Origin of the sequence: Pyxidicoccus fallax, from assembly GCF_012933655.1 — a bacterium.
GTDB lineage: Bacteria > Myxococcota > Myxococcia > Myxococcales > Myxococcaceae > Myxococcus > Myxococcus fallax.
Genome location: NZ_JABBJJ010000214.1, coordinates 1 through 22,235 on the forward strand (window position 1 = coordinate 1; position 22,235 = coordinate 22,235).

A 22,235-nucleotide genomic window follows, 5' to 3' on the forward strand; every position below is an offset into this window, starting at 1 on the left:
TGTGTATAAGAGACAGCCTGGGTGCCCCCACCCGGAAGGTCGAAATACAATGTGGACCGAAACGGTCCACATTACATATGACGCCCCCGGGGGCCCGGAGGCCCACCGCAGGAATGGACCCAGAGAGGAGACACCCGCACCCATGCTTCGGATGAGCAAGATGACCGACTACGGCATCGTGCTGATGACCGAGCTGGCACGCGCGGAGGGTGACACGCGCACCACCCGTGAGCTGGCCGCGCGCACCCGTGTGCCGCTGCCCTCGGTCAGCAAGGTGCTCAAGAGCCTGCTCCAGGCGGGGCTGGTGGTGTCGCACCGCGGCGCCAACGGCGGCTATGGCCTGGCGCGGCCCCCCGCCGAGTTGTCGCTCGCGGAGCTGGTCGCCGCCCTGGAGGGCCCCGTCGCCCTCACCGAGTGCGGCGTCCACACGGCCGGTGCTCCCTGCGAGCTGGAGTCCATCTGCCAGGTGCGCGGCCACTGGCGCCTCATCAACAACGCCATCCAGGAGGCCCTGGGCCGCCTGACGCTGGCGGACCTGGTGGCTCCCGCGCCCCGCGTACCCGAGCGCCTCGTCGGCCTGGGCCTGCCCTCGCGGCCCGCGCCCGCGGCCGGCGCCAACACCGTTTCCAATCCTTCCGCGACAGGAGTTCGTTCATGACCACCGACACCCTCCAGGAGCTGACCCGCCGCCCGTACGAGGCCGGCTTCGTCACCGCGGTGGAGTCGGACACCTTCCCTCCCGGGCTGAACGAGGACGTCATCCGTCAGCTCTCCGAGAAGAAGGGCGAGCCCGCCTTCCTGCTCGAGTGGCGCCTCAAGGCCTTCCGCCACTGGCTCACCATGAAGGAGCCCAACTGGCAGGCCGTGAAGTACACGCCCATCGACTATCAGGCCATCAGCTACTACTCGGCCCCGAAGCAGAAGCCGAAGAAGGGCAGCCTCGACGAGGTCGACCCGGAGATCCTGCGCACCTACGAGAAGCTCGGTATCCCCCTGCACGAGCAGAAGCTCTTGCAGAACGTCGCGGTGGACGCCGTCTTCGACTCGGTGTCCGTGGCCACCACGTTCAAGGACAAGCTCGCCAAGGCGGGCGTCATCTTCTGCTCGTTCTCCGAGGCCGTGCGCGAGCACCCGGAGCTGGTGAAGAAGTACCTGGGCTCGGTGGTGCCGTACTCGGACAACTTCTTCGCGGCGCTCAACTCGGCGGTCTTCAGCGACGGCTCGTTCGTCTACATCCCCAAGGGCGTGCGCTGCCCCATGGAGCTGTCCACGTACTTCCGCATCAACGCCGCGGAGACGGGCCAGTTCGAGCGCACCCTCATCGTCGCCGACGAGGGCGCCACCGTGAGCTACCTGGAGGGCTGCACCGCTCCCCAGCGTGACACCAACCAGCTGCACGCCGCGGTGGTGGAGTTGGTCGCGCTGGACGGCGCCACCATCAAGTACTCCACCGTGCAGAACTGGTACCCGGGCGACGCCGAGGGGCGGGGCGGCATCTACAACTTCGTCACCAAGCGCGGCATCGCGCACCGGGGGGCGAAGATTTCGTGGACGCAGGTGGAGACGGGCTCGGCGATTACCTGGAAGTACCCGAGCGTCATCCTCAAGGGGGATGACTCCGTCGGTGAGTTCTACTCGGTGGCGCTCACCAACAACCTGCAGCAGGCGGACACGGGCACGAAGATGGTGCACATCGGGAAGAACACCCGCAGCACCATCGTGTCCAAGGGCATCTCGGCCGGACGCGGGCAGAACACGTACCGCGGGCTGGTGAAGGTGCTGAAGAGCGCGGAGAACGCGCGCAACTATACGCAGTGCGACTCGCTCCTCCTCGGTGACAAGTGCGGCGCCCACACGGTGCCGTACATCGAGGTGAAGAACGCGTCCGCGCAGGTGGAGCACGAGGCGTCCACGTCGAAGATTGGCGAGGACCAGCTCTTCTACTGCCGGCAGCGCGGCATCTCGCAGGAGGACGCGGTGTCGATGATCGTCAACGGCTTCTGCCGCCAGGTGTTCAAGGAGCTCCCCATGGAGTTCGCGGTCGAGGCGCAGAAGCTGCTCGGAGTGAGCCTGGAAGGGAGCGTGGGGTAGGTCATGGCATTGCTGACTGTTCGCAACCTGCACGCCCGCGTCGCGGGCAAGGACATCCTCAAGGGAATCGACCTGGAGGTCCGTCCGGGCGAGGTGCACGCCATCATGGGGCCCAACGGCTCCGGGAAGAGCACGCTGGCCAGCGTGCTCGCGGGCCGTGACGGCTACGAAGTGACGCAGGGCGAGGTGCTGTTCGACGGCAAGCCCCTCCTGGAGCTGTCGCCCGAGGAGCGCGCCACCTCGGGCGTCTTCCTGGCCTTCCAGTACCCGGTGGAGATTCCCGGCGTGGGCAACCTGCACTTCCTGCGCACCGCGCTCAACGCGCAGCGCCGGGTGAAGGGGCTGGAGGAGCTGGACGCGATGGACTTCCTCCAGCTGGCCAAGGAGAAGTCGAAGCTCGTGCAGCTCGACGCGGCCTTCATGAACCGCTCGGTAAACGAGGGGTTCTCCGGCGGCGAGAAGAAGCGCAACGAGGTGTTCCAGATGGCGGTGCTGGAGCCGCGACTGGCCATCCTCGACGAGACGGACTCGGGGCTGGACATCGACGCGCTTCGCACCGTGGCCGGCGGCGTCAACGCGCTGCGCTCGCCCGAGCGCGGCATGGTGCTGATCACCCACTACCAGCGGCTGCTGGACTACATCGTCCCGGACAAGGTGCACGTCATGGCGGCGGGCCGCATCATCCGCTCGGGCGGGCGTGAGCTGGCGCTGGAGCTGGAGGAGAAGGGCTACGGCTGGCTGGGCCTGGAGAGCGGCAAGAGCACGACGGTGGTCGCGAAGGGCGGGGAGGTCCGGCGATGACGTCCGCCCTGGCGCACTACCTCGACGTGGCCCAGCGCTTCCACGCCCGGGACGCGTCCGCGCCGGCATGGCTGAAGCGGGTGCGCGCCGAGGGACTGGCCCAGCTGGAGCGGCAGGGCCTGCCGTCCAATCGCGACGAGGCGTGGAAGTACACCAACCTGGCGCCGCTCGTGGGCGGAACGTTCCTTCCACCAGGAGAGGCGCGGGGGGCGGGCCCTCTGGCGACCGCCGTGGAAGGAACGTTCGTTCCACCCTCGGAGGCGCGGGGGGCGAGCCCCGTGGCGACCGCCATGGAAGGAACGCTCATTCCCCCCGGGCAGGCGCTGGTCGCCCGGGGGCTGGCCACCGCCGTGGAAGGAACGTTCATTCCACCGGGGGCGGGCGACCTGTCGGCGGTGGTGGCTCGGCTCGGCCTGCCGGGACCGCGGCTCGTCTTCGTGGACGGGCGGCTGGCGCCGGAGCTGTCTTCGCTGTCCGGCCTGCCGCGCGGGCTGACGCTGAAGCCGCTGCGGGACGCGCTGCGCGAGGACGGCGAGACGCTGGAGGCCCTCGTGGGCCAGCGGGCCCTGGCGTCGGAGCACGCCTTCACGGCGCTGAACGCGGCGCTGCTGGAGGAGGGCGCGCTGCTGCGGCTGGCGCCGGGCACGCTGAGCGAGGTACCGGTGCAGCTGCTCTTCCTCACGCGCGGCGACGCGCCGGTGCTGGCCAGCCCGCGCATCCTCGTGGTGGCGGGCGAGAGCAGCGAGGCCACGCTGGTGGAGACGTACGCGGGCGTGGGCGTGGGCCCGGGCGCCACCTTCACCAACGCGGTGACGGAGGTGACGCTGGGGGACAACGCCAGCCTGCACCACTACAAGCTCCAGGCCGAAGCCGACGCGGCGGTCCACGTGGGCGCGCTGCACGTTCGGCAGGGGCGGGACAGCCGCTTCGCCTCGCACGCGTTCTCCTTCGGCGGAGCGCTGTCTCGCAACGAGGTGCACGCCGCCTTCGCGGGCGAGGGCGGTGACGCGACGCTCAATGGCCTGTACGTGGGCCGGGGCACGCAGCACCTGGACAACCGCACGGCGCTGGACCACGCGGTGCCCCGGTGCACCAGCCGCGAGCTGTACAAGGGCGTGCTGGACGACAAGGCGCGGGGCACGTTCCACGGGCTCATCCGCGTGCGGCCGGACGCGCAGCGCACGGACTCGCGGCAGCAGAACCGCAACCTCCTGCTGTCCGAGTCGGCGCAGGCGGACGCGCGGCCGCAGCTGGAAATCCTGGCGGACGACGTGAAGTGCGCGCACGGCGCGGCGGTGGGGCGGCTGGACGCGCAGGCGCTGTTCTACCTGCGCTCGCGCGGCATCCCCCAGGCGGAGGCCGAGCGGCTGCTCACCCAGGCCTTCGCGCGCGAGGTGGTGGAGGCCGTGCCGGCCGGTCCGGTGCGGGAGCGGGTGGAGGGCCTGCTGGCCCTGAAGCTGCCGGGCTCGGCCCGGCGGGAGGTGCGGGCATGAGCGGGTTCGACGTGCAGCGCGTACGCGAGGACTTCCCCATCCTCCGGCAGGAGGTGCGGGGCCGTCCGCTCGTGTACCTGGACAGCGCGGCCACCTCGCAGAAGCCGCAGGCGGTCATCGACGCCATCGTCCGCTTCTACCAGCACGACAACGCCAACGTGCACCGCGGCGTCCACGTGCTCTCCGAGCGCTCGACGGAGGCGTACGAGGGCGCGCGCGAGACGGTGCGCCGCTTCATCAATGCCCGCGACGCGAAGGAGATCATCTTCGTGCGCGGCACCACCGAGGCCATCAACCTGGTGGCGCAGACGTACGGCCGCAAGCACCTGGGCCCGGGCGACGAGGTGCTCATCACGCATATCGAGCACCACGCCAACATCGTCCCCTGGCGGATGCTGTGCGAGCAGACCGGCGCCGTGCTGAAGGTGATTCCGGTGGACGAGCGCGGCGAGCTGAAGCTCGACGAGGCCGACGCGATGATGACGGAGCGCACGCGCATCCTCGCGGTGTCGCACGTGTCCAACGCGCTGGGCACGGTGACGCCGGTGAAGGAGCTGACGCGCCGGGCGCACGCCAAGGGCATCCCCGTGCTGGTGGACGGGGCGCAGGCGGTGACGCACTTCCCGGTGGACGTGCAGGATATCGGCTGCGACTTCTACGCCTTCAGCGGGCACAAGATGTTCGGCCCCACGGGCATCGGCGTGCTCTACGGCCGCATGGAGCGCCTGGAGCCGCTGCCGCCGTACCAGGGCGGCGGGGACATGATCCTCTCCGTCACCATGGAGAAGGTGACGTACAACCGCGTGCCGCACCGCTTCGAGGCGGGCACGCCGGACCTCGCGGGCGCGGTGGGACTGGCGGCGGCCATCCGCTACCTGGAGTCGCTGGGCATGGCCAACGTCGCGGCGCACGACCAGGAGCTGCTCGCGTACGCGACGCAGGCGCTGGAGTCGGTGCCGGGGCTGCGCATCGTGGGCCAGGCGCGGGAGAAGTCGGCGGTGCTGTCCTTCCTGCTGGAGGACATCCATCCCCACGACGTGGGAACGATTCTCGACCGCGAGGGCATCTGCATCCGCACCGGGCACCACTGCGCGCAGCCGGTGATGCAGTTCTTCAAGGTGCCGGCCACATCACGGGCGTCGCTGGCGCTCTACAACACGCGCGAGGACGTGGACGCGCTGGTGCGCGGGCTGCACAAGGTGTTGGAGGTGTTCAAGTGAGCTCGGACCTGTCGGACCTCTATCAAGAGGTGGTGCTGGAGCACTCCAAGCGGCCACGCAACTACCGCGTGGTGGAGGGGCACAGCCACGAGGCGGCGGGCCACAACCCGCTGTGCGGCGACCAGCTCTCCGTGACGATGAAGGTGGAGGGCGACGTCATCCGCGACATCGGCTTCCAGGGGCAGGGCTGCGCCATCTCCAAGGCGTCCGCGTCGCTGATGACGGGGGCGGTGAAGGACAAGACGCGCGCGGAGGCGGAGGCCCTCTTCGAGCGGGTGCACAAGCTGGTGACGGAGGGGCCGGAGGGCGTGGACGTGGACGCACTGGGCAAGCTGGCGGTGCTGTCCGGCGTGAGCGAGTTCCCGGCCCGGGTGAAGTGCGCGAGCCTCGCGTGGCACACGCTGCGCGCGGCGCTGGAGGGACGCGGCGAGGCCGTGTCCACGGAGTAGGGGAGGGAAGGGCACCATGAGAGGAATGACAGCGGTGCTGGAGCGGGACGTGCCCGCGACCATCATCCCCAGCGGAGACCGGGTGGCGCTGCCGGCCGGCGCGGAGCTGCGGGTGATGCAGACGCTCGGCGGCAACATCACCGTGCAGGACCCGTACGGCCAGCTCTTCCGCATCGACGAGAAGGATGGCGGCGCGCTCGGCGAGGAGTACGCGCCCAAGGAGAAGGCCGCCGCGGACCCGGGCTCCTTCAACGAGGAGCAGGTCTGGGAGCAATTGCGCACGGTGTATGACCCGGAGATCCCGGTGAACATCGTGGAGCTGGGGCTCGTGTACGCGTGCAAGGCGGAGCCGCTGCCGGAGGGTGGGCAGCGCGTGGACATCCAGATGACGCTGACGGCACCCGGCTGCGGCATGGGCCCGGTGCTGGTGGACGACGTGCGCCAGAAGGTGTCCTCCGTGCCCGGCGTGAAGGAAGCCAACGTCGAGCTGGTCTGGGACCCGCCGTGGGACCAGAGCCGGATGACGGACGTGGCGCGCCTCCAGCTCGGGTGGATGTAGCCGGCATCGGCGGGCCCGCGCCTCACTCAGCGGAGCGCGGCCAGCCTGCGCGCTCCCACGCCGAGCGCCACCGTGGCGAGACTGCCCGCGAGCAGCTTCGGCCAGCGCCGCCGGGGCGGCTCCACTTCCCGCTGCTGCGAGGCCCGCAGCTCCACCTCCGGCATCTTCTCCGCGAACAGCTCCACCATGCCGGTGAGGAAGGCGGGCAGGTCATGCGGGCCGCGGCTGGACACCCAGTTGCGGTCTCGGACGACGGGCTCGTCCACCCACTCGGCGTCGGCGTTCTTCAGGTCGTCCTTGATGCCGGGCCAGGACGTCAGCTTCCGACCCTCCACCAGGCCCGCGGAGGCCAGCACCCAGGGGCCGTGGCAGATGACGGCCATGGGCAGGTCGAGCGCGTCCGCGTCCTGCACGAAGTCCCGCGCCAGCGCGCTCTGCCGGAGGATGTCCGGGTTGACGAAGCCGCCGGGGATGAGCACCGCGTCGAAGTCCGCGGCCTTCACCTCCGTCAGCGTCGCGTCCACGGGGACCTTCTTGCCGGGGTACATCAGGTTCACCCCGCGAATCTTTCCCTTGTGGAGCGAGACAATCGTCACCTCCGCGCCCTCGCGCTTCAGCTTCTTGAGGGGCACCGTCAGCTCCACCTGCTCGAAGCCATCCGCCACCAGCGCGGCCACTCGCAATCCCTTCAGCTTCTTCATCTCGCGCACCCCGGGGTCCCTGAATTGGTCGACCGTGAGGCTGTGCATGGGGGCCCGGTCCGTGAATGGGACGAGGGGAACGAGCAGGCGGGCCCTTCTCCCTCCGCTCCAGACGTGAAGCTCCGCGTCATGACGGCTCGAGGCGTTGTGCCTGCCTGGAGGGCGTGCTACCGACCCGGCAAACCGTGGGTGGCGCATGGGTGGACTGCGTCATGTCCGGTCGGTTGCGGTTGATGACTCGCTCGGAGGCTCACCGAATGCTCACCTCGCTCTCTCCTCTTCACCGCGGACTCCTCGCGGGCACCGCGCTGCTCCTCGGCCCCGTGGGCTGCGTCAGCGTCGAGTCGGCCCGGGTGGAAGAGTCCCGGCTCGCTTCGTCCCATGACGCGCCCGCCGTGAAGCCGAAGTGGGGCATCGTCATCCACGGCGGCGCGGGCGTCATCTCGCGGGAGAACCTCTCTCCCGAGCGAGAGGCCGAGGTCCGCGCCGCGCTCACCCAGGCACTCCAGGCCGGCCACGCCGTGCTGGCCAGGGGTGGCCACAGCCTGGACGCGGTGTCCGCCGCCATCCGCGTGCTGGAGGACTCGCCGCACTTCAACGCCGGCAAGGGCGCCGTCTTCAACCACGACGGCGTCAACGAGCTGGACGCCGCCATCATGGACGGGACGACGCGCATGGCCGGCTCGGTGGCGGGCCTGCGGCACGTGAAGAACCCCATCGACCTGGCGCGGCGGGTGATGGAGAAGTCGCCGCACGTGATGATGATTGGCGAGGGCGCGGAGACCTTCGCGAAGACGCAGGGCATCGAGCTGGTGGACGCGAAGTACTTCTACACGGAGGAGCGCTGGCAGGGGCTCCAACGCGCGCTGCGGAAGGAGCGCGAGCAGCAGCAGGCGGCGCCTCCGGGCCAGCCTTCGTCCTCGCTGCGGCCGGGATATGACCCGGTGACGGGCGACCACAAGTTCGGCACCGTGGGCGCGGTGGCGCTGGACCAGGCCGGGAATCTAGCGGCGGGTACGTCCACCGGCGGCATGACGAACAAGCGCTTCGGCCGCGTGGGCGATGCGCCCATCATCGGCGCCGGCACGTACGCGGACCCGCGCTGCGCGGTGTCCGCCACGGGGCATGGTGAGTTCTTCATCCGCTACACGGTGGCGCGCGACATCTGCGCGCGCGTGGAGTACCAGGAGCTGCCCCTGCCCGAGGCCGCCAACCACGTCGTCAACGACGTGCTGGTGAAGGCCGGCGGCGAGGGCGGCGTCATCGCCATGGACCGCCAGGGCAACGTGGCCATGCCCTTCAACTCCAGCGGCATGTACCGTGGCTACATGGGCGAGGACGGCCAGCCGCACGTGGCCATCTTCAAGGACGCGGAGTCGAAGTAGCCCGGCGGCCTGGGCGAGGGGGGCCGGAGTCCCGCGGCCATCCTCGTGGTCCCGTTTCCGTCCGGATGCCGCCGCACGAGGGGGGCTGAGCGTGCGGAGCAGGTCCCTCCCGCGACTCAAACCGTGCGCGGCGTGGGCAGGACCGCCGCCGCGTTCCGGGCCATGCCTCCCACGACGACGTGGTGGAAGGGCCGGATGACGTTGAAGTACACGGGCCCCGCCCAATTCCGGTAGTGCACCAGCGTCACGACGTGGAAGCGCCGCCGGGCCCCGCCAGCTGGATTCGGCTCCGCGACGACGGCCAGGGTGGCCACCAGGTGCTTGTCCTCCACGGCCACCACCCACGCGTGCTCCTCCTCCGCATGGCGCACCGTGAAGAACGAAGCCGCGCTGCCCGGCGTCATGGGCACGTCCTCCGGGCGCAGGTGCTGAGGCAGGGGCATTCCCTCCTGGCGCATCCCGAGCAGCCGCACGAAGGCCGCGCGCACCCCGTACAGGGCCGTCACCCACGCGGGCTGGTACGACATCAGGCCCGCGATGAAGGCGCGCAGCGACGCCTCCGACTCCACCGTCTTCACGTCCACGTGGTCCGCGCCTTCCGCGAAGGGCCGTAGCACCTCCGGCAGCGCCGTGGCCTTCCGCGCCTGGAAGAGCACGCGCAGGCCGAGCGGCACGAGCGTCCACGCCCCGGTATCGGGCATGGGAATTCCATTGAAGAGCGCCCAGGCGATGAGCCCCCAGCCGAAGCTCGCGGGGAGCGGGCGGTTCAGGTCGCGCTCCACCCAGCGGGCCAGCGCGCCGAGGAGGATGATTCCCACGCCCATCATGAAGAACCAGAAGGCGGCCGCGCGGGCGCTGGTGTCCCCGCCCACGCTGTTGAACACGCCCGCTCGCGCCATCTCCAGCAGGAGCTCTCTGTAGAGCACCAGTCCCACGCCCTGGTGCAGCGCCCCAATGACCATCAGCAGCGACCCGTTCGTCACTCGCATGTGCGGCCTCCGTTCCTCGCTCATCGGATACGGTCCCGTATTTCGATACGGTACCGTATCGTGCTCACCCCACGGGAGACACTCCTGGACGCCAGGGAAGGGCTCGGCCACACTGGGGGCAACGATGAGCCGCGCTTCTTCCCGCCCGCCCGAGCCCTCCCTCTTCCGCGCATTCGAGGACATCCGCGCCCGGCGGCGAGGCCCCGGGCTGTCGGCCGAGGACTGGGCGGACGCCGCGCTCTGGAGCCTCGCGGATGGCGTGGAGGCGCTCTCCGTGGAGAGACTGGCGCGGCGGCTCGGCGTGACGAAGGGCGGCTTCTACTGGCACTTCAAGGACCGCGCGGAGCTGCTCCAGGCCGCGCTCGCCCGCTGGGAACACCTGGCGACCACCGAGGTCATCTCCCGGCTGGAGGCCCTGCCGTCTCCGAGAGAGCGGCTGCACCAGCTCCTGGCGCTGACCTTCGAACCGGACCCGCACGGGAAGATTGAAGTCGCCATCGTCGCGGGCGCCGCCGCGGACCCGCGCATCCAGCCCGTACTCGCGCGCGTGTCACAGCGGCGCATCGACTACCTGGTGAAGCTCTACCGGGCGCTCGGCCTGCCGGCCCGCGAGGCTCGCAACTGGGCGGTGCAGGCGTATTCCACGTACGTGGGCCTCCTGCACCTGGCCATCTCCAGTCCGGACACGCTGGGCACCGGCCGGGCCCGCGCGGACTACGTCAAGCATATCGCCCGGACGCTCACACCGGCGTGAGCGTCCGCTCGGCGCTCCATCCAGGCACCAGCGCCCGCCTCCGTGCTCCAGCGAGTGAGCCACGGAGGCGGGCTGACCGCGCCTACTCCTGCTGCTCCACGTCCACGAAGCAGACCTTGTTGTTGGAGGCGCCGCTGCCACTCGCGAGGCTCAGGCGGCCGTCCGTCACGGCGACGTTCGCCGTCTGCGTGATGAACCGCGAGCTCGTGGTCGGAGTCCCGGAGAGCGCCAGCTGCCCCTCCAGCGTGAGCCGGAAGACGCTGTCGAAGTGGAGCGCGTCACCCGAGGCCAGCGTCACGCGGTACTGCCCGGCCGGCACCGCCAGCTCCCACACCGCGTTGGGGTTCTCCGCCTTCTGCAGGTGCGTCAGCGTGTCGTAGCGCTCGTCCGGCGACGTGGTGCTGTTCCGGTCGCGCGTCAAAGTGCTGTTGTCCGCGTTCCACCCGTAGCTGAGCCCGTTGCCCCGCGCCCCGAAGACGAGGCCCGTGTCGGCCAGGTAGCCCGAGGGTACCGGCGACGCCGCCGGTTGGAAGTTCACCCGCGCGCGCAGGCCATCCTTGTACGTGGCCGTGAGGCTGGAGGCCGTGGCCGGCGTCAGGTAGCCGTGCGCGCGCGCCCCACCGTCGGACCACGAGGCCCACACCTTCCACGCGCCCGAGGCATCCGCCTGCGCGGGCGCGGTGACGTTGAGCGTGTAGCCCTCCCAGGACTTCAGCGTCACCGGCGTGGTGAACGTGCTCCCATTCACGCTCAGCGACAGTCCCGACGGCACCGAGCCCAGCGTCACGTCCACGATGTTCGGCAGCAGGTTGCGCGACACCGTGGTGGTGCGCCCCGCCGAGTCCGTCGCGGTGAGCCGCACCTCGACGTAGTTCGTGGTGATGGACGCCAGCTCCTCCGGCGCCGGGTAGTTGAGCGTGAGGTTGTTGCCGGTGGTGGCGGTGAGCAGCGGGTGGGTGTGGTCGTCGTGGTGCAGCAGCGCCTCCCAGGTGAGGCGGCTGTCCGGCAGCGTGCCGTCCTCGGCGTCCGTGGCGCTGCCCGTCAGCGTCATCGGCTGGCCCACGCGGTAGCGCAGGGTGGCGGACGGAGAGGTGATGGTGGGCACGGGCGCGGTGTTGCCCACGTCGATGCGCACCGTGGCCGCCTGCGCGGACGTGGCCCCGCGCGCATCGCGCACCGAGAGCGACGCGGTGAAGGTGCCGGCCGTCGCATAGGCGTGGCTCGTGGTGGGCGTGGACGTCTGCACCACCGCGCTGCCGTCACCGAAGTTCCAGAGGTACGTCAGCGCGTCGCCGTCCGGGTCGCTGCTGCCGCCACCGTTGAAGCTCACCGTCAGCGGCGGCGAGCCCGTGGTGGGCGACGCGGAGAGCGCCGCCACCGGAGGCCGGTTGTTCGTCCCGGTGTAGTTGATGCGGCGCACCTCGCCACCGTTGGCGTACGTCGTGTAGTAGAGCGCCTGGCCGGCGGCGGACGGGCCGAAGCGCAGCGTCACCGCGGAGCTGCCGCCCAGGCCGGTGGCGAACGCGCTCACCGCCACCGCGCCGCCCGCGTCGCGCGTCAGCTTGAACACCTTCCCGCAGACGTAGTCGCTGAAGAAGTACGCGTTGTCGTCCCCGGAAGCCCAGGCCCCCGCGGGCGCGAAGGCGCCACCGGTGATGGAGTTGCAGTTCTGGAAGGGCGAGCCCGAGGGGTTGGTGCCGTGCTTGTAGTCGAAGATGGGGTTGGTCATCCCCGCCGGAGGCGCGCCGCAGTTGGTGGTGGAGTTGTTGGCGCAGTGCCCCTCGCGCGTGTTCCAGCCGTAGTCCGCGCCCTTGATGCCCTCGTCGATTTCCTCCCAGACGCCCTGGCCCACGTCGTTGATGAAGAAGGTGTTGGTGCCCGGCTGGAAGGCGAAGCGGAACGGGTTGCGAAGGCCGGTGGCGTAGTTCTCCTGGCACGGGCCGGTGCCCGACGGGACACCCGCGGGGTTGCCGCAGCGGCGGCTGCCAGCGGCCGAGTACCAGGGGTTGTCCGTGGGGATGCTCCCGTCCTTGCGGATGCGCAGCATCTTCCCCAGCAGCACGTCCAGCCGGCGCGCCGTGGCGTTCTGTCCCGCGCAGCGGGTCGGGTCGCCGAGCTGGCACCCGCCGTCACCGACGCTGATGTAGAGCAGCCCGTCCGCCCCGAAGTGCAGGTCGCCCGCGTTGTGGTTGCCCGCGGTGGAGGGGATGTTGTCGAGCAGCACCAGCTCGCTGGCCGGGTCCACCACGTTGGTGTCCGGCAGCGTGAAGCGGGACACGCGGTTGACGGCCACGTTGGTGATGTTCGTCGTGCAGGTGTTGAACTTGTTGAACGTGTAGAAGAGGTAGATGTGGCGGTTGCTGGTGAAGGCGGGGTCCACCGCCACGCCCAGCAGGCCGCGCTCGGAGTTGGTGCACAGCCGCGAGCGCAGGTCCAACGCGGGCGTCGTCAGCAGCGCGCCGCCCGAGACGATGCGCAGCTGGCCCGGCTGCGTGGTGATGAGCAGCCGGCCATCCGGCGTGAAGGCCAGCGCCGTGGGCTGGGCCACCGTCGCCACCAGCGCGTCCGTGTACGACGGCGGCAGGGTGATGGCGGATTCGGCGCTCTCCAGCGCCGCGCCGTCAGCGTCCTCGGACGAGGGCTCCGGCGCGCACGCCAGGGAAACAACAGCCAGCAACAGACAGGTGAGTCGCAGAGGGTGTGGGAGACGAGGTGTCATGGATGACTCCACAGCGGGTCATTCAGCACCTTGTCTTTTGCTGGCTAAACTCGTTTTGCGCGAGTCACAAATCCACGCCGTGTCCATGAGTGAACGGCGGCATGGACTGGAGGCTCAGTCGCGCCACCGGCCGCGGCCGTCCCGGTGGTGGCGAGGCCCACCCGGAGAGGCGGGGTGGTGGCGGGGCCCTCGCCAGCGGGAGTCGTGCCCCCGGTAGTGGCCGCGGTCGTGGCGCCAGTGCCGGTCACCCCAGCGCCGGTACTCGTAGTGGCGGACCACCGGGTAGCGGCTCCACGCATGGGAGAAGTAGTAGGGGTGCCCCCAGCTCACGCGGATGCCCGCGTGGCGGTACACGGGGATGGTGACGCGGACCGAGCCGCGCACGGCCCAGCCTCCGCACGAGAAGTACCAGGACGGCCCGCGCCGCACCCAGCGCGGGGCGACGAAGACGAGGTCCGGCCGTGGAGGCGCCACCCACGTCCCCTCCACCCAGACGTGCTCGACGCCCGTCCAGTACCAGTAGCCCGGCGTCCACGTGAGGCCGGACTGGGGCGCCGGCGGGGCCTCCTCCACGCGCGGAGGGGGCGGAGGCTGGGAGGTGGAGAGCGCCTCGCCGCCGCCGGTCATCGCGACGGGAATCTCCACCATCGTCGAGTCGGGGCGCGCCCAACCACCGGACACCCAGCGCCAACCCTGGCTGTCCTGCTCCCAGTAGCCGTTGATGAAGCGGTAGCCCGGCATCGGGGCCAGCCACGTGCCCGGGTTGAAGCGCCACTCGCCGTCGTCCCAGTACCAGTGGCCGGAGGCCCACACCGCGCCCGCGAAGGGCCGCGGCGGAGGGTTCTCCCGGGGCAGGTCGGGGGGCGCGTAGGGCGCCGTGGGGACGTCGTCCTCCTCGTACCCGGAGTTGTCGTAGGTGTCGTCGTACTCCTCGTACCTGGAATCGTCGGGGTCCTGGGCGGGGAGTGGGGTCGTCTGGGCACTGACTACCGGGGCCGCCAGCAGGGCCACCAGGCAGGCCCAATTTCGAGGAGTCATGACGTCATCTCCGTACGAGGTGCGCCCTGAGGGACGGATGGCGCGCGGTTCTATTCAATGAACCGCCGGACGGGGCCCCCGTTCGTTGGACTCGAAAGGAGTGTGGACCTCCGCGAGGCCGGTGTCGCACGCAAGGGCCCCCGAGGGCAGGGCAATGACCGCCAGCAGACCCGCCAGGCAGCGCTTCCGGGACATCTTTCGAGAAGTGTTCATCACAGGTGTCTCCGCCCTTCTGTTGCAAGAGCGGGTTTTCCGAAGAAACTGCCGCCCATGTACCTCGTCGCCGCCGCCGTGGTCGTCCTGGTGGGACTGTCGCTGCTCATCCACCGTGTCCTCCGCTCCCGGAGGAACCTCGTGTCCACCATCCGCCAGGGCAGTGCCGCGCGGGTGGAGGCGCTCCTGCGCCGACGGCCGCAGGTGCTCGCGGTGGCGCGCGAGTCGGTGCGCGGGCCGCTCCAGGCCGCGGCGGCGGTGGGCAACCATGACATCGTCGAGGTGCTGCTGACGCGCGGGGTGGACCCGGCGGGAATCGACGGCTGGGGGCAGAGCGCGCTGCACGTGGCGGCGCTGCACGGCCACACCGAGCTGGTGCGGCGCTTCCTGGAGCTGGGCGTGGACGTGAATCTGCGGGCGGGGCGGCCCACCTCCGACAAGGTGCCGTCCCGCTCGGGCGCCACCAGCGTGCACTTCGCCTGCGGCGCCGGGCAGCTCGCCGCGCTGGAGGTGCTGCTGGAGAAGGGCGCGGCGTGGGACGCGGTCGACGAGCGCGGCCTCACCGCGCTGCACGAGGTGGCCGCCCGCTCCGGCTCGGTGGAGGTGGCGCGGCGGCTGTTGGAGCTGGGCTGCGCGGTGGACGCGGTGGACTGCCTGGGCCAGACGCCGCTGATGCTGGCGCTGACGTACAAGCGCAACGCGCTGGCCTCCCTGCTGGTGTCCCACGGCGCGAGCCCCCACGCCCGGGGCCCGCTGGAGTTCACCCCGCTGCACCTGGCGGCGCTGCGCGGCCTGGAGGACCTCGTCTCGGGGCTGCTCGCCGCCGGAGCGGACCCCCAGGCCCGCAACGACCTGGAGCACACTCCGCTGGACGTGGCCCGCGCGGAGGGCCACACGTCCGTCGCGGCCCTCCTCGAGGCGGCCATGGGGGCCGCGCGCCCCCGGGCGACCGAGGCCTAGGGGCTACTGCTTCACCAGCACCAGCTCGCGCGTCTGGATGAGGTCCACGTCGCCGGTGAAGCCGGCGAACTGCTCGTACTGGTTGGGCGCCACGCGGGTGCGGGGCACGCGCAGGGACTCGGTGATGGTGAGGGTGCCGCCCTCCTGCTTCTCCGAGCGCGTGAAGCCGCCGAAGGGGTTGTCCACCTTGAGCGACGGCTGCGGGTCCGCCAGCTTCCAGCCACCCGGCATCTTCAGCGTCACCTGCGTGCGGCTGGCCTCCGTGTTGTCGATGTAGAGCGGCGTGCGGCGGGTGCTCAGCTGCACGTAGCGCCGGCCGAGCTGCGCGGGGAAGGTGAGGGGCCCCAGCGCCATGCGCTTGTCGCCCTCCAGCCGGCCGAAGCGCGGCACGGTGAACTCGTAGCGCAGCACGAAGGGCGCGCCCACCTGCTCCTGGTGGTCCAGCTTCACGCTCGACAGCGCCGCGCCGCCGAAGTACCGCGCCACCGCGCCCTGCAGCGCCTGATTGCGGCTCTCCGCCGACAGCTGGCTGAAGGCTTCCGCAATCTGCGCCGCCTCGAAGCCCGAGTACACCTCTTCACCCCTGCCGGTGAGCTTGCCCTCCGCGTCCAGCTCCAGCGCCAGCCTCACCTCCTTGCCGGGCACCTCCTTCACCGGCGGCGTCTTCGCCTTCTGCAGCGGCAGGCCGGGCTCCGGCAGGAGGTACGCATCGAGGCCGCCCATGGCCGGCTCCGGCAGCTCGCCAAAGGGGCCGAAGCGCACCGACGTGTCCACCCACACCGGCTCGCTGCCCGGCGGCTCCACGCGCAGCGCCGCGAAGGGCAGCAGGTTGTCCTGCGGGAAGAGGTACTGCGCCGGGTCCGTGCTGAAGGTGCGGATGGCCACCACGCGCGCCGGAATCCCCAGCACGTCCAGCCCGGCCTTCATCACCGTCAGCCGGCTGCCGCGGTCCTGCGCCACCGTGGACGCCGCGGACTGGCCCAGCCCCGCGTCGCGCCCGGAGAAGCGCTGCATCACCGCCGCGTGCAGCGCCTTCACCGCCTCCAGCCCCTGCTTGCCCTGGGCCGCCTGGCGCGCGAAGGCCTCCACCTCGGCCGTGCGCTGCCAGCGGTCCCGGAAGGCGTCGCCGTAGACGCGCACCAGCCCGTCGTTGCCCGTGGCGCCCGCGCCCACCATGACGAAGGGCAGGTACTCGTTGCTGGACTGCGGCGCGTCCGGCTCGGCGATGAAGGGCGGAACCCGGCGCGCCTCGTAGTGGAAGACCTCCACGTCGCCCTGCACCTTCGGCGCGGGCGCCTTCATGCCGTGCGCGTCCACCTTCATGCCGCTGCCCTTGGGCGCCACCACCGTGTACGTCGTCCACGCGTTGGGCTGGTTGGCAATCTGGAAGTAGAAGGCGGACGCGGTGAAGCCCGGCTGCGCGGGGCCGCGCGGGCTCTCCGCCAGCAGGTACTCCACCTGGATGTAGTCACCCACCTGCACGCCCGGCAGGCTCACCGTGTCCTTGCCCTCGATGTTCTCCGGCTCCAGAACGCGGCCGTCCGCCTTCAGCGTGCGCAGCGCCAGCACCTGCGCGCCGCGGGGCACGTTCACCTCGGCGATGTCCTGGATGCCGGACTGCTCCAGCGCCTTCTGCACGGTGTGGATGCGGTTGACGATGCTGCCGTCCGGGTACACGCGCACCGCCGCCGCATCCAGCACGAAGGCCGCCGCGCTGCCGCCGGTGACGGGCTCCGCCTCGTAGGCGCGGATGGCCTCGCGCGCGTCGATGGCGTGCTCCTGCAACAGCTCCTTCCCCGTCTTCGCCCGCTCCACCGCGCGGCGTAGGGACAGGTCGTCTCCCTCCATGGCCAGCGCCTTCTCCCGCAGCGCCAGCGCCTCGGCCGCGTCACCGGCGAACTCGCGCACGTCCGCCATGCGCTTCACCAGCTCCGCGTTGCGCGGCCACACCTTCGCCAGCTCCTTCAGCACCGCCGTCGCGTCGTCGTAGCGGCGCAGAGACACGTAGAGGTTGGCCAGCGTGTTGCCCGTGCTCGCGGTGCTGGGGTCCCTGGCGAGCAGCTCCGCGTACAGCTTCGCGGCCGTCTCCATGTCGCCGCGCGTGCGCGCGTGCTCCGCCTCGCGCACCACCGCGCCGGGGCAGCCGCGAATCGACTCCACCAGCCTGTCCCCGCGCTCCACCGCGTCGCGCCGGCGCGCCAGGTTGTACTGGAGCCCCAGCGCCTCGCAGTGGCCCGGCTGCGCCTCCAGCGCCACCGCCAGCGACTCCTCGGCGAGCGCCTCCACGTCCAGCGCCAGCGCCGCGCGCGCCCGCTCCATGGACACCGCGGGGCTGGCGGCGGCCAGCGCCGGGTCCACCGTCTTCAGCGCCTCCAGCGCCGCGGCGGGCTGTCCGTCATCCAGGAAGAGGTCCGCGCGCACCAGCACCGCGGCCACGTTGCCCGGGTCCTTCGCCAGCACCGCCTCCAAGTCCCGCGTGGCCCGGCCGCGCGCCACCTTGGAGGGCACCGTGCGGTCCACCGCCGCCAACTCCGCGCGCAGCGCCAGCAGGGCCGGGGTGGTGGCCTCCACCGTCGCCATCAGCCGCCGGGCGCCGTCCGCGTCCCGCGCCATGCCGTCGCGCACCGCCAGCACCGTGGCCAGCAGCTCGCCCGCGTCCTCCTCCAGCGCCGCCTTCAGCGACTCCACCGTGGGGTAGACGCCCGGCATCTCCTCGGAGGTGCTTGGCGCCTTGCCCCACGTCTGGGGCGCGGGCCCGGCGGCGGGGGTGAAGCGCACGCCCGAGGGGCGCCCGTCCGCGCGCAGCAGGGAGAAGGTGATGAGGCCGGAGGTGCCGGCCTTGAACTGGCGGATGAGGAAGCGGTGCTTGCCCGCCGGCAGGTCCACGGCGCGCGCGGTGACGGTGGAGGCGGCGCGCTCCCAGGCGCGGCGCTCCAAGAGCGGCGCCCCGTCCATCAGCACCTGGTGCGAGGCGCCACTCACCGAGCGCGCCACGTAGGTGCCCGGCTCCGTCACCTCCACGTCGAAGGCCATGAGGTACAGGTCGCCCTCGCCGGGCTCGCCGCCCAAATCGAGCCGGCCGTCCGGCGCGCGCAGCGTGCGCACGGGCAGCGGGCCGAAGGCGCCGGTGAAGGGGCCCGCGAGCGAGCCCGTCTTGCTGACGGGGTCCGCCTCGTCCCACGACAGCACGTGGAAGGGGGAGAAGGGGCCCACGAGGGAGACTTCCCCCACGCCGCCCACCTCGCGGAGCACCGTGTCGCGCGCCTTCGCGTCGCCGCGCACCACGTGCACGGACATGCGCGCGCCGCGCAGCAGGAAGGCGGCCTCGCCCGTCACGCCCGCCGCCAGCGCCCGGTCCACCCCCTTGAGGATGTCGTCATCCAGCGCGCGCGACGTGCCCACCATGTCCAGCACGTAGCGCGCGGCGGGCACCACCAGCGGGTGCCGGGGCGCGCGCGCCGACAGCTCCAGCGCGGCCGTCAGCGCCTTGTCCGGGCGGCCCGCGCGCCGCGCCATCCAGTGCTGCCCCATCAGCGCGTACGGGTCCGCCGCGTCCTTCGCCACGGCCGCGTCGAAGCGCTGCTGTGCCAGCGTGGCGTCACCCGCCACCAGGTACGCGTGGAAGCCCGCGAGCGCGAGCGTCCGGGCGTCGTCGGTGCCCTTCTGCGCCCGCTCGGCGGCGGACTCCAGGAGGCGCGGCGTGACGGAGGAGGAGGACTTGGGGCAGCCCGACAGGGCGGCGAGGAAGGCGAGCGCGGCGAGTCCGCGGCGGAAGGTGCGCATAGGAGGGCCGAAGGGATAATTCAATCCCTCGTGGGTGGCCATATTCCCCTGCGCGGGGATGTCCGCCGCGGGCGCTCGGACGGGCTAGCGCCGCTTGCCGCCCTTCGGGGGGGCCTTCGCCGGCTGCTTCTTGGGCGGAGGGGGCGGGGCCTTCTTGGGCGTCACCGCCTTGGCCGGCACCACGGAGGCCGGCGTCGGCCGGGAGGCCACGGCCGGCAGCGGAGTCGTGGGCGGGGGCGGCGCCTTCTTCACGGTGTAGGTGAGCCCCTCGATGCGGCAGGTGCCCTCGATGCAGCCCATGGCGGGCACGGGCGGCTCGCCGAAGTGCTCCATCCAGCCCGGCCCCAGGTTGATGGGGTCGGCGATGGCGCGCTGGTCCTTGCCCTTGCCCACGAAGGCCTGGAGGAGGCCCTCCGCGTCCACCCGCAGCTCCAGCACGGCCTCGCCCTCGGGGGAGTCCAGGCCCAGCATGGTGCCGCGCCGCTCGCCCAGCGCCCACTCCAGCCGCAGGGGCTCCTTGGCCCCGTTGTGGATGAGCGCCACGTAGCGCCCCGTGCTGCCCTCCAGCACCACCGCGGCCTGGGGGGCCTGCGGGGCGCCGTCCCACACGGCGAGCGCCTGGCGCTTCAGCGTGGGAGGCGAGACCTCCGCCCGCAGGCGCGCGCCGAGCGTGGCGATGTCGCCCTCGCGGCCCACCACGTCCACGCGGACGCGGCCCACGCGCGACGGCCCATCCACCGGCGGGAAGATGATGCCCTTGTCGTCCAGCTCCACCGGACGGCCCGCCACCAGCAGCTGGGGCGCGTCCGGGCCCTCGCCCACGGCCACCGTGCGCCGCTCCGCGCCGTCCTCGATGCGCCCGTGGCCCGACAGCGGCGACTCGATGCCCAGGCCCTTGTCATCCATGAGGGCCGCGCCGGGCGGCACGCGCCTGGGCGTCTCTCCCGCCCGCTTCCACGCGATGCCCAGCACGCCCAGCGCCGCCAGCACCAGCAGCACGGCGGCGGCCTGCAGCGTCTTGTGCACCACCTTGCGCACGCCCTGCTGGAAGCGCCGCAGGCGCGTCTGCTTCACCGGCGGCATCGACATCAGGCTGCTGCCGGGGACCAGGACTTCCAGGTCCGAGATGAGCGCCCGCACCGACGGGTAGCGGTCCTCGGGGTCCGGCTTGAGGCACTTGGTGACGATGGCGTCCAGCCGCGAGTCCAGCCCCGCCTTGCGCCGCGACGGCGGGTCGAAGGTGCCCAGCGGCACCTCGCCGGTGAGCCACTCATAGAGGATGACGCCCAGCGAGAAGATGTCCGCGCGCGCGTCCGCGTTCTTCGCGTCCACCCGCTGCTCGGGCGCCATGTACGACAGCGTGCCCATGGACACGTGCGTGGACGTCAGCGCGTAGCGCGAGGAGGGACTGGCATCCGCCAGGAACGACGCGAGCCCGAAGTCCGACACCTTGGCGATGCCGCCGGCCTGCTGGTCCAGCAGGATGTTCTCCGGCTTCAAGTCCCGGTGGATGACGCCGCGGCCGTGCGCGTACTCGATGGCCCGGCAGATTTCGAGCATCCGTCGCAGCGCGCTGGGCACGTCCAGCTCCGGCGCGCGGATCAGCTCGCGCAGCGACGGGCCGTCCACGAACTCCATCACCAGGTAGTACGTGGTGTCCGTCTTCCCCTTGTCGACGATGGAGACGATGTTGGGGTGGCTGAGCGCCGCGAGCGCCGCGGCCTCTTTCTGGAACCGCGCGATGAAGGACGGGTCCTTGGCCAGCTCCGGGTTGAGGAGCTTCACGGCCACCGTGCGGCCGAGCGACAGCTGGGTGGCCTTGTGGACCTCCCCCATGCCACCACTCCCGACGAGCTTGTCGAGGTGGTAGCCGCTGATGAGGTCCGGGGACCGAGGCCGGCTGATCGCGGTGGGGTCGATTGAGGACATTGGCGGTGGGCGAGGGGGCCGCCAGGGTAGCAGAAACCCGCCGCCGTTCTATCCACTCAACTCGGGGTGTCCGTGCCGCCCCCCCAGGCAGGCGGCCGGGCGCTCTTTCAGTGCCCCGAGGCCGTGCGGCTCACCGCCGCCCGCAGGCTGTTGCGGACCTGGTCCAGCGAGGAGCGCATCTGCCCGTGGCGCACCGACGCCGCCACCGCCCGCGACAGCGACTTCAGGAGGGCGACCTCCTCCGGCTTCCAGGCGCGCGGCTGCTGGCAGTCCTCGAAGGCCACCATGCCCCACCACTGCTGGCGCGTGGGGTTGATGGGGCACATCAGCACCGACTGCGTGCCCTGGCGCTCCAGCAGCTCCCGCATCGTCGGAGGCGCGTCGCGGGTGGGGCACGCCACCACCATGCCCGCCTCCAGCATGTCCACCCAGCCCGGCGCGAAGTCCCGGAAGCTGAAGGCGCGCAGCACGGGGTTGGCCAGCGGCGACGGCGTGGGCGGCTCCGCCCAGCCGTAGCGCATGTCGGTGATGAAGCGCCCGTACGTGCCCTGCGTGCGGTTCTCGAAGATGTAGGCGCGGTGCACGCGCAGCGCGTGGCCCACCATGCCCAGCGCCTCCATGCCCGTGCTCACGCCCAGTCCCTTTTCCAGCAGCAGCTTCGAGGCTTCCGACACCTTCGAGAAGGCTTCAATCATGTGAGGGGACTCCAGGAGGGGGGCTTCAGGAAGGATCCACGTCAACCGACTTCCGTCACTATCCGGGTCGGTCTGTCATTCTCTGAAGTCACATTAAGCAGGATTCTTCTAATCCTGTCAAATCTCAAACTCACTGAATGACGCAAACTGGTTCGAGATGGAATGACTCAGGCGGGGTGGAAGCGACCTCCTGTTCACTTCCAAGCATACGCCAGGACCGGGGGGCGGGCTGGGGCAAAGTGGACCCGGAAAAGCGCACGGGGGCGCCCCCCTTGGATGGGGCACCCCCGTGGTGGGTCCTGCAAAGCCGTAAATCAGGACTACTTGATGTCGGCGGCCGTCTCGGTCTTCGGAGCGGCCTTCTTGGAGGACTTCTTCGCGGGCTTGGCCTCGGGCTTCGCCTCGGCCTTGGCCTCCTCGGCCTTGGGGGCCTCGGCGGCGGGGGCGGGGGCAGCT

17 protein-coding genes are annotated in these 22,235 nt (G+C 71.3%); 10 read left to right on the forward strand and 7 right to left on the reverse strand.

Going from position 1 to position 22,235, the window contains the following annotated elements; translation table 11 throughout:
* The first annotated feature begins 142 nt into the window (after nucleotides 1-142).
* Genes HG543_RS34465 through sufT form a run of 7 tightly spaced genes read left to right on the forward strand, consistent with a single transcriptional unit; the run spans nucleotide 143 to nucleotide 6,613 of the window.
* A complete protein-coding gene (locus HG543_RS34465) occupies nucleotides 143-658 on the forward strand; it encodes an SUF system Fe-S cluster assembly regulator (RefSeq protein ID WP_169349163.1) in 516 nt (171 codons plus the stop codon).
* Entirely contained in the window at nucleotides 655-2,091 is a 1,437-nt protein-coding gene (gene sufB / locus HG543_RS34470) for a Fe-S cluster assembly protein SufB (RefSeq protein WP_169349164.1), read from the forward strand. Before HG543_RS34465 ends, sufB begins: the two co-directional genes overlap by 4 nt.
* 3 nt (nucleotides 2,092-2,094) lie before the next feature.
* Entirely contained in the window at nucleotides 2,095-2,892 is a 798-nt protein-coding gene (gene sufC, locus HG543_RS34475) for a Fe-S cluster assembly ATPase SufC (protein WP_169349165.1), read from the forward strand.
* Nucleotides 2,889-4,385, forward strand: coding sequence for a Fe-S cluster assembly protein SufD (sufD, locus tag HG543_RS34480; protein ID WP_246357510.1), 1,497 nt, complete (start codon nucleotides 2,889-2,891; stop codon nucleotides 4,383-4,385). The genes sufC and sufD overlap by 4 nt, the downstream gene beginning before the upstream one ends.
* Nucleotides 4,382-5,605, forward strand: coding sequence for a cysteine desulfurase (locus HG543_RS34485; RefSeq protein WP_169349166.1), 1,224 nt, complete (start codon nucleotides 4,382-4,384; stop codon nucleotides 5,603-5,605). The genes sufD and HG543_RS34485 overlap by 4 nt, the downstream gene beginning before the upstream one ends.
* Complete coding sequence (sufU, locus tag HG543_RS34490) at nucleotides 5,602-6,054, forward strand: Fe-S cluster assembly sulfur transfer protein SufU (protein WP_169349167.1); 453 nt, start codon at nucleotides 5,602-5,604, stop codon at nucleotides 6,052-6,054. The genes HG543_RS34485 and sufU overlap by 4 nt, the downstream gene beginning before the upstream one ends.
* Nucleotides 6,055-6,070: 16 nt before the next feature.
* Nucleotides 6,071-6,613, forward strand: a complete 543-nt coding sequence (gene sufT, locus HG543_RS34495) for a putative Fe-S cluster assembly protein SufT (protein WP_169349168.1) — start codon at nucleotides 6,071-6,073, stop codon at nucleotides 6,611-6,613.
* A 26-nt stretch (nucleotides 6,614-6,639) separates the two neighbouring features.
* On the opposite strand, the gene HG543_RS34500 is transcribed toward sufT, so the two are convergent.
* Nucleotides 6,640-7,314, reverse strand: coding sequence for a type 1 glutamine amidotransferase domain-containing protein (locus HG543_RS34500; protein WP_169349169.1), 675 nt, complete (start codon nucleotides 7,312-7,314; stop codon nucleotides 6,640-6,642).
* A 257-nt stretch (nucleotides 7,315-7,571) separates the two neighbouring features.
* Here HG543_RS34500 and HG543_RS34505 point away from each other — a divergent pair, with 257 nt between their 5' ends.
* Nucleotides 7,572-8,699 (forward strand): isoaspartyl peptidase/L-asparaginase family protein, encoded by a 1,128-nt coding sequence (locus HG543_RS34505; RefSeq protein WP_169349170.1) that lies wholly within the window; start codon nucleotides 7,572-7,574, stop codon nucleotides 8,697-8,699.
* A 116-nt stretch (nucleotides 8,700-8,815) separates the two neighbouring features.
* On the opposite strand, the gene HG543_RS34510 is transcribed toward HG543_RS34505, so the two are convergent.
* Nucleotides 8,816-9,688: a DUF6463 family protein gene (locus tag HG543_RS34510; RefSeq protein ID WP_169349171.1), complete on the reverse strand. Its 873-nt coding sequence runs from the start codon at nucleotides 9,686-9,688 to the stop codon at nucleotides 8,816-8,818.
* A 124-nt stretch (nucleotides 9,689-9,812) separates the two neighbouring features.
* Between HG543_RS34510 and HG543_RS34515 the strand changes: the two genes are divergently transcribed.
* Nucleotides 9,813-10,442, forward strand: coding sequence for a TetR/AcrR family transcriptional regulator (locus HG543_RS34515; protein ID WP_169349172.1), 630 nt, complete (start codon nucleotides 9,813-9,815; stop codon nucleotides 10,440-10,442).
* A gap of 82 nt (nucleotides 10,443-10,524) precedes the next feature.
* On the opposite strand, the gene HG543_RS34520 is transcribed toward HG543_RS34515, so the two are convergent.
* Both HG543_RS34520 and HG543_RS34525 read right to left on the reverse strand, forming a co-directional pair.
* Nucleotides 10,525-13,161 (reverse strand): PQQ-dependent sugar dehydrogenase, encoded by a 2,637-nt coding sequence (locus HG543_RS34520; protein WP_169349173.1) that lies wholly within the window; start codon nucleotides 13,159-13,161, stop codon nucleotides 10,525-10,527.
* Nucleotides 13,162-13,275: 114 nt separating this feature from the next.
* Nucleotides 13,276-14,199 carry a chromosomal replication initiator protein DnaA gene (locus tag HG543_RS34525; RefSeq protein WP_169349174.1) on the reverse strand — a complete coding sequence of 308 codons (924 nt, stop codon included), beginning with the start codon at nucleotides 14,197-14,199 and terminating at the stop codon, nucleotides 13,276-13,278.
* 270 nt (nucleotides 14,200-14,469) lie between these two features.
* Between HG543_RS34525 and HG543_RS34530 the strand changes: the two genes are divergently transcribed.
* Entirely contained in the window at nucleotides 14,470-15,372 is a 903-nt protein-coding gene (locus HG543_RS34530; protein ID WP_169349175.1) for an ankyrin repeat domain-containing protein, read from the forward strand.
* Nucleotides 15,373-15,375: 3 nt separating this feature from the next.
* Here the strand turns inward: HG543_RS34530 and HG543_RS34535 are convergent, their stop codons facing one another.
* From HG543_RS34535 to HG543_RS34545, 3 genes are all read right to left on the reverse strand, one after another.
* Nucleotides 15,376-19,155: a DUF3858 domain-containing protein gene (locus HG543_RS34535; RefSeq protein ID WP_169349176.1), complete on the reverse strand. Its 3,780-nt coding sequence runs from the start codon at nucleotides 19,153-19,155 to the stop codon at nucleotides 15,376-15,378.
* 84 nt (nucleotides 19,156-19,239) lie between these two features.
* Nucleotides 19,240-21,084 (reverse strand): serine/threonine protein kinase, encoded by a 1,845-nt coding sequence (locus HG543_RS34540; protein WP_169349177.1) that lies wholly within the window; start codon nucleotides 21,082-21,084, stop codon nucleotides 19,240-19,242.
* A gap of 107 nt (nucleotides 21,085-21,191) precedes the next feature.
* On the reverse strand, nucleotides 21,192-21,779 hold the full coding sequence (locus HG543_RS34545) for a GAF domain-containing protein (RefSeq protein WP_169349178.1): 588 nt from the start codon (nucleotides 21,777-21,779) through the stop codon (nucleotides 21,192-21,194).
* Nucleotides 21,780-22,235 lie beyond the last annotated feature (456 nt).

Excerpts from the sequence above, each read along its gene's own strand:
- HG543_RS34465 (WP_169349163.1), top strand. The coding sequence starts at position 143 with ATGCTTCGGATGAGCAAGATGACCGACTACGGCATCGTGCTGATGACC.
- sufB (WP_169349164.1), top strand. The coding sequence starts at position 655 with ATGACCACCGACACCCTCCAGGAGCTGACCCGCCGCCCGTACGAGGCC.
- sufC (WP_169349165.1), top strand. The coding sequence starts at position 2,095 with ATGGCATTGCTGACTGTTCGCAACCTGCACGCCCGCGTCGCGGGCAAG.
- sufD (WP_246357510.1), top strand. The coding sequence starts at position 2,889 with ATGACGTCCGCCCTGGCGCACTACCTCGACGTGGCCCAGCGCTTCCAC.
- HG543_RS34485 (WP_169349166.1), top strand. The coding sequence starts at position 4,382 with ATGAGCGGGTTCGACGTGCAGCGCGTACGCGAGGACTTCCCCATCCTC.
- sufT (WP_169349168.1), top strand. The coding sequence starts at position 6,071 with ATGAGAGGAATGACAGCGGTGCTGGAGCGGGACGTGCCCGCGACCATC.
- HG543_RS34500 (WP_169349169.1), bottom strand. The coding sequence starts at position 7,314 with ATGAAGAAGCTGAAGGGATTGCGAGTGGCCGCGCTGGTGGCGGATGGC.
- HG543_RS34505 (WP_169349170.1), top strand. The coding sequence starts at position 7,572 with ATGCTCACCTCGCTCTCTCCTCTTCACCGCGGACTCCTCGCGGGCACC.
- HG543_RS34510 (WP_169349171.1), bottom strand. The coding sequence starts at position 9,688 with ATGCGAGTGACGAACGGGTCGCTGCTGATGGTCATTGGGGCGCTGCAC.
- HG543_RS34515 (WP_169349172.1), top strand. The coding sequence starts at position 9,813 with ATGAGCCGCGCTTCTTCCCGCCCGCCCGAGCCCTCCCTCTTCCGCGCA.
- HG543_RS34520 (WP_169349173.1), bottom strand. The coding sequence starts at position 13,161 with ATGACACCTCGTCTCCCACACCCTCTGCGACTCACCTGTCTGTTGCTG.
- HG543_RS34525 (WP_169349174.1), bottom strand. The coding sequence starts at position 14,199 with ATGACTCCTCGAAATTGGGCCTGCCTGGTGGCCCTGCTGGCGGCCCCG.
- HG543_RS34530 (WP_169349175.1), top strand. The coding sequence starts at position 14,470 with ATGTACCTCGTCGCCGCCGCCGTGGTCGTCCTGGTGGGACTGTCGCTG.
- HG543_RS34535 (WP_169349176.1), bottom strand. The coding sequence starts at position 19,155 with ATGCGCACCTTCCGCCGCGGACTCGCCGCGCTCGCCTTCCTCGCCGCC.
- HG543_RS34540 (WP_169349177.1), bottom strand. The coding sequence starts at position 21,084 with ATGTCCTCAATCGACCCCACCGCGATCAGCCGGCCTCGGTCCCCGGAC.
- HG543_RS34545 (WP_169349178.1), bottom strand. The coding sequence starts at position 21,779 with ATGATTGAAGCCTTCTCGAAGGTGTCGGAAGCCTCGAAGCTGCTGCTG.